Source organism: Kitasatospora sp. NPDC059577 (genome assembly GCF_042735475.1).
Taxonomy (GTDB): domain Bacteria; phylum Actinomycetota; class Actinomycetes; order Streptomycetales; family Streptomycetaceae; genus Kitasatospora.
This window is the reverse complement of sequence record NZ_JBHWBZ010000030.1, coordinates 10,365-16,118: the sequence shown is the minus strand read 5'-3', so window position 1 is coordinate 16,118 and position 5,754 is coordinate 10,365. Positions and strand designations below refer to the sequence as shown.

Genomic DNA, 5,754 nt, shown 5'->3' with positions numbered 1-5,754 from the left:
GCTCACACCCCCTCCCCCCCACCCCCCCCCTCCCGTGTGGCGTGCCGCGCCCCCGCCCCCACCCCCACCCCCCCCTCCGGGGCGGGTGCCGCCCCCGCCCGGACTCCTCGCGGAGCCCGGGGTCTCAGAGGTGCTTGACCAGCTCCGGCATCAGGTCCTGGAAGGTCCGCCCGCCGGCCGGCTGGCCGATCGCGGTCATCTGCCAACCCGCCGCCGTGCGCTGCACCTTGGCCATGATCTGCGCGGTGTACGGGCCGCCGCCGGTGAGCGTGTAGCGGGCCAGCTCCGCGCCGGTGCTCTCGTCCACGAGCCGGCAGAAGGCCGCCTCGACCTCCTGGAACGTCTGCCCCGTGAAGGAGTTGACGGTGAAGAGGATCTGGTCGACCTCGGCCGACACCGCCGTCAGGTCGACCGTGATCGACTCGTCGTCGGTCGCACCGCCGGAACCGCCGACCAGGTTGTCCCCGCTGTGCCGCACCGAGCCGTCGTTGCTGGTGAGGTGCTGGAAGAAGACCACGTCCACCGGCCTCCCCTGGGCGAACAGCACCGCCGAGGCGTCCAGGTCGATCTCCCGGCCGGCGGCGAGCAGCTTGGCGAAGAAGCCCTTGCGCTCCGCCGCCTTCCAGCCGAGCCCCATCCGGACCACGCTCAGCTGCCCACCGCCCGGCTTCTCCAGGCTGATCTTCTGCCCCTTGGCCAGCGAAACGCTCATCGCGTCCTCCTCGTTCTGCACCGCCGCGTGCCGCGAATCTACAGCACTGTAGAAAAATTTCTGATCATCCGACGGCGTCCTGCGAGCACCCCTACCCCGCGCTCCCCCGTGACTCACCCCCGACAACGGTCCGCACACTGAGGGAACCGGTGGTCCGACGTCTGACGTAGCCGTGGACCGGGACCGAACGACCGGGGCAGCCCACGGTCTAGGGTCGGCCCCGAGGCACCGCCGGTCGCGACGGCGGGCCGTTCGCACACTGTTCGTTCCGCCTCCACCACGCTCCGCTCGCCACCGTTCCCGGGTACGACTCACGCTGGGGGGACCACCATGCCCGAGCAGCACGAAGGAACCGAACAACGCACCGCCACCGACCAGCACACCGCCGCCGCCGACCGTGCCACTGGCCACCACGCCGCGGCAGCGCCCACGAGCGCCGCCACCGCCACCCGCCTGGGCCGCCGACGCCTGCTGCGGGCCGGCCTCGGCGCGGGCGGCGCCCTGGCCGCCCTCCGCCTGCTCCCCGGCGGCCGGGCCTGGGCCGCGGCACCGGCCCCCGGACCCGCTCTCGCGGCCGCACCGGCGCCCGCACCCGGCGCGGCCGTGGCACCCGGCGAGGCCGCGAGATCCGCGCAGCCGGCCGCCGCCCAGGCCTGGCCCGACTGGGCCCGCTACGCCCGGATCGCCGACGGCACCTTCAACGAACCGGCCGACATGCAGAGCGCCGTCGACGCCCTGAAGGCGCAGGAGGTCAGCGTCGTCGAGCTGGACACCCTGCTCTCGAACTGGCTGACCGACGCCGAGTTCGCTGCCCACATGGCCGAGGTGAAGACCTTCACCGGCCTGGCCCACGCCGCCGGGATGAAGGTCGTCATGTACTACCCGTCGCTGGAGCTGATCTCCCCCGGCGGCGAGAAGGGCCGTTCCTTCTACAAGAACGACCAGGGCAGGAACTGGGTCCAGCGCGACCTCGCCGGCAAGCCCAACGTGTTCTACGGGAGCGTGGTGGTCTGGGTCGACCCGGGCGACGAGAGCGTCTGGCTCAGCCCGAACTCGCCCTGGCGGGACTACTACCTCAAGCGGATCAAGGGCGTGGCGGCGACCGGCGTGGACGGCATCTGGCCCGACGTGCCGATCTACTTCGACGGCGTGCTCTCCTGGTGCGACGCCTCCACCTGGGGCGCCGCCGCCTTCAAGGCCGACACCGGCCTCGCCCTGCCCAGGGCCGCGAACTTCACCGACCCGGTCTTCCGCCGTTACGTCGAGTGGCGCCACCGCAACCTGCTCCGCTTCCAGCTCGACATCGCCGACGCCGGTCGCTCCGTCAACCCCGACCTGGTCACCTTCGTCGAGACCGTCTCGATGGACTACCGCTACGCCACCTCGATCGGCCTCGACGGCGGCTACCTGCGCCAGGCCCCCGGCGCCGTCGCCCAGGTCTGGGAGGTGGACATCCTCGGCAACTACGACGGCATGCGGCACGCCACCGCCTCCGACTGGGTCTGCCTGATCTCGATGTACAAGTACGCCCGCGCCGCCAGCGGCACCAAGCCCGCCTGGGCGTTCTCCTACGGCTGGCAGCCGGACGACGCCTCGCTCGTGATGTCCCAACTGATCGCCGCCGGCTGCAACCCGTACGAGGTGAAGACCCCCTACAAGAACGACACCGTGGACGCGGCGATGCGCACCCGGATGTACCGCTTCGTGCGGACCAACCAGCAGAAGCTCTACGACCCGGCCTCCATCGCCCGGGTCGGGGTGTACCACTCCGCCCCCTCCCGGGACTACGTCGCCCCGGGCGAGGGCAACGGGATGTACGTCAACCCCACCGCCCCGGCCGGGATCACCGACTGGTGGGGCGGCGACGACCCGCAGATGAGCTGCGCGCAGGTGCCCTGGCTGGGCGAGTTCCGGGGCACCGTGAAGGCGCTGGTCTACGCCCACGTCCCCTTCGACACGGTGACCAGCCCCGGCCTGACCGCCGACGACCTGGCCCGGTACAAGGTCCTGCTGCTGCCCGACCTACAGGCGGTGTCGGACGCCGAGGCGGTCCTGCTGCGCGCCTTCGTCGCGGCCGGCGGCACCGTCGTGATCACCGGCCCGGCGCCCACCGCACTCGACGAACTGGGCGGCCAGCGGGGCGAGTTCGCCCTCTCCGACGTACTCGGCCTGCGCCGGGCCGACCCGCTGCCCGCCACCAGGCAGAACTCCTACGGCAACGGCACCTGCTGGTACGTCAAGGCGCGGGCCGGGCTCAGCTACCTGACCAGGACCGACCAGGCCTCGGCGGACCAACTGCTCACCGCCGTCCGGCAGTCCGCGCCGCCCGCGGTCACCCTGGCCGGGGACCGGCGGATCTTCCTGGACGCCCGGCAGCTCGGCGGCGACACCGTGGTCCACCTGGTGAACTTCACCGCCTTCGGTGACACCCCGGCCGCCTTCGCCACCACGCCGGCGAACTGCACGCTCTCCTACACCCTCCCGGCCGGGGCCGACGTCACGGCCGTCACCGTCGCGAGCCCGGACGGCATCGACCCCGCACCAAAGCCCGTCCCGTACACCGTCACCGGCGGCACGGTCAGTGTGCCGCTGACCGTCGCCCAGTACGCGGTGGTGACCGTCACCGCGGGCTGACGGCCCGCCGGTCGTCGTCGGCCGCACGGCCGTCGGCGGTGGCGACCGGCACCGCCGGTCAGAGCACCGGGACGGGGATCCGCCAGAGGGCGGCGGGGTCGGCCCGGGCCCACCCTCGGACTCGGGGCCGGACTGCGGCCCGCCCTCGGGCTCGGGGCCGGAGCCGGGGGCCGCGCCGACAGCGAGCAGCAGGACAGCGGTCGCCGGCACCGTCACGGGCGCGCGGATCCTCGTACGCAGCAGAATGATTGACGCTCCATCAGACTGCCCGTACGCCGCGAGGGGATCAGTCGTCGCCGTCCAACAGGTGCTGCCGGACCTCATGGAAGGTCCAGACCCCGACGGCCGACCGGGAGAGCACCCAGATCGGGTCGAACCGGTCCGGCCAGACGTGGGGCACACCGCAGTCGGCCGCGCCGAGCGCTTCGACGATGCGCGGGATCCGCGAGTGCTCCCAGCAGATCAGCCCCGGTCCGGACCAGGACAGCACCTCCCTTGCCAGCAGGGACTCCTGGGATTCCGCGAACCCGGTGCTCACCGTCAGGCCGAGCCTGGCGGCCAGCGGGGTGACGGTCTGCCGCATCCGGTGTGCGCCGGCCGACGGGCCCCGGTCGGTGGCGGCGGTGATCCACGCCGGGGCGCGCAGGCCGGGCGCGGGCGGCGTGAACAGCGTGGGCAGGGCGTTGGCCCGGGCCCAGCCGCGCTCGGTCAGCGACTTGCCGTCCGGCCGGCCGGCCTCGTTCAGGCCGAGGTGTGCGGCGTCGGGCTTCTCGCCGTGCCGGATGACCATCACGAACGCCTCGCCGCCCGGGTCGCTCGGCCCGGCCGGGGCGGCGGGCTGCCTCCCGACGGCGCAGCCCGCCAGCGCGAGCGGGGCCGCCCCCGCCAGCCCCGCCAGCAGGGCGCGCCGGGTGGGCCGGACCGTCACGCGGTGCCCCGCTCCAGCCGGACCAGCGCGTCCACCGCGACACCCTCCGCGCCCGCGCTGCGGTGACCGGGTTCGCCGCCGACCGTCCGGTGCACCCGCTCGGCGCGGACGGTGCGCAGTGCGAGGTCGGCGAGGTCGGCGAGGACGTCCTCCGGGGTGAACAGCACCGCCGGGTCCTGCGGGCCGCCGACGCCCTCGGTGAGGTTGCTCAGGTCGTGTCCGACGACCAACAGGGTGCCGCCGGGGGCGAGCGCGTCGGCGGCCCGGCGCAGCACCGTACGGCGGTCCCCGGCGGGCAGCTGGAGGTAGGCGACCAGGACGAGGTCGTACCCGGCGGCGCCGGCCTCGAAGGCGCGGGCGTCGCCGTGGCGCCAGGTGAGGCGGTCCGCGACCTCGTCGGGCAGGTCGGCGGTGAGCCGTTCGGCGCGCTCCAGGGCGACGGCGGAGAAGTCCAGTCCGGTGACCTCCCAGCCCCGGGCGGCCAGCCAGATGGCGTTGCGGCCCTCACCGGCGGCGAGGTCGAGGGCGTGGCCGGGGGTGCGGCCGGTCAGTTCGCGGACCACCCACCGGTTGGGCTCGGCACCCCACACCAGCTCGCTCGCGGCGTAGCGGTCGTCCCAGTCCTGGCTGTCCATCGCGCCTCCTCCGTTCGACGGCCTGTTCGTAGCGGTCAACCTACCGGGCCGCCGCGGTGCGGGCCGGGGACGGTCCAGCGGGCGGACACCCTTGACGGCGAATATTGGTCCAGTCCAATCTGTTCAGTCGGGACGCGGCCGGGACGGCCGTCCGCCGCGTCCGCGCACCGCCCGTCAGCACGCGTCACCCGCCCGCGCGCCCCCACCGCGCCCGGGCCGGCTCCCCACGGCCCGTCCGGGCCACCGCACCGCCGGAACCCCCACACATCCGGAGGACCCACCGCATGCACGACCGCGTCCTGCCCGCACGGCCCGACCGCTCCGGCGAGGAGCGCACCGGGCGCCGGGCCGCCCAGCGCAGAAGGGCCACCGCGCTGGCCCTGGCCGCCACCCTCACCACCAGTGGCGCCGCCCTCGCCCTCACCTTCGGCTCCGCCTCCGCCGCCCCGGTCAACCTCCTGGCCAACGGCGACTTCGAAACCGGCACCCTGTCCGGCTGGACCTGCGCCAACGGCTCGGTCGTCACCACCCCGGTGCACGGCGGCACCCACGCGCTCAGCGGCGCCGCCTCGGCCTCCGACACCGCGCAGTGCCGGCAGACCGTCACCGTCCAGCCGAACACCACGTACACCCTGGCCGGCTGGGTGCAGGGCAGCTACGTCTACCTCGGCGCCACCGGAACGGGCGTCAACTCCTCGGCCTGGACACCCGGCGGAACGGGCTGGAACCGGCTGAGCACCACCTTCACCACCGGCGCCTCGACGACCTCCGTCACCGTCTTCACCCACGGCTGGTACGGCACCGGCGTGGACGGCAGCAGCGACAGCTGGGAGCAGCCGCTCAAG

General features: G+C 74.1%; 5 protein-coding genes. 2 read left to right on the top strand and 3 right to left on the bottom strand.

Annotated features, from left to right (window positions below; all coding sequences use genetic code 11):
* Positions 1 to 124: 124 nt before the first annotated feature.
* The gene (locus ACFV0O_RS22895; protein ID WP_360257589.1) at positions 125 to 712 is read right to left on the bottom strand and encodes a TerD family protein; all 588 of its coding nucleotides are present in this window, start codon (positions 710 to 712) and stop codon (positions 125 to 127) included.
* Between the two features lie 330 nt (positions 713 to 1,042).
* Here ACFV0O_RS22895 and ACFV0O_RS22890 point away from each other — a divergent pair, with 330 nt between their 5' ends.
* Positions 1,043 to 3,346 carry a beta-galactosidase trimerization domain-containing protein gene (locus ACFV0O_RS22890; RefSeq protein ID WP_380344717.1) on the top strand — a complete coding sequence of 768 codons (2,304 nt, stop codon included), beginning with the start codon at positions 1,043 to 1,045 and terminating at the stop codon, positions 3,344 to 3,346.
* Between the two features lie 286 nt (positions 3,347 to 3,632).
* Here the strand turns inward: ACFV0O_RS22890 and ACFV0O_RS22885 are convergent, their stop codons facing one another.
* On the bottom strand, positions 3,633 to 4,274 hold the full coding sequence (locus ACFV0O_RS22885) for a hypothetical protein (RefSeq protein WP_380344715.1): 642 nt from the start codon (positions 4,272 to 4,274) through the stop codon (positions 3,633 to 3,635).
* A complete protein-coding gene (locus tag ACFV0O_RS22880; RefSeq protein ID WP_380344713.1) occupies positions 4,271 to 4,909 on the bottom strand; it encodes a class I SAM-dependent methyltransferase in 639 nt (212 codons plus the stop codon). The genes ACFV0O_RS22885 and ACFV0O_RS22880 overlap by 4 nt, the downstream gene beginning before the upstream one ends.
* Before the next feature lie 284 nt (positions 4,910 to 5,193).
* On the opposite strand from ACFV0O_RS22880, the gene ACFV0O_RS22875 reads away from it, so the two are divergent.
* Positions 5,194 to 5,754 (top strand): carbohydrate binding domain-containing protein (locus tag ACFV0O_RS22875; RefSeq protein ID WP_380344711.1); only part of this gene is annotated, 561 nt, incomplete at its 3' end.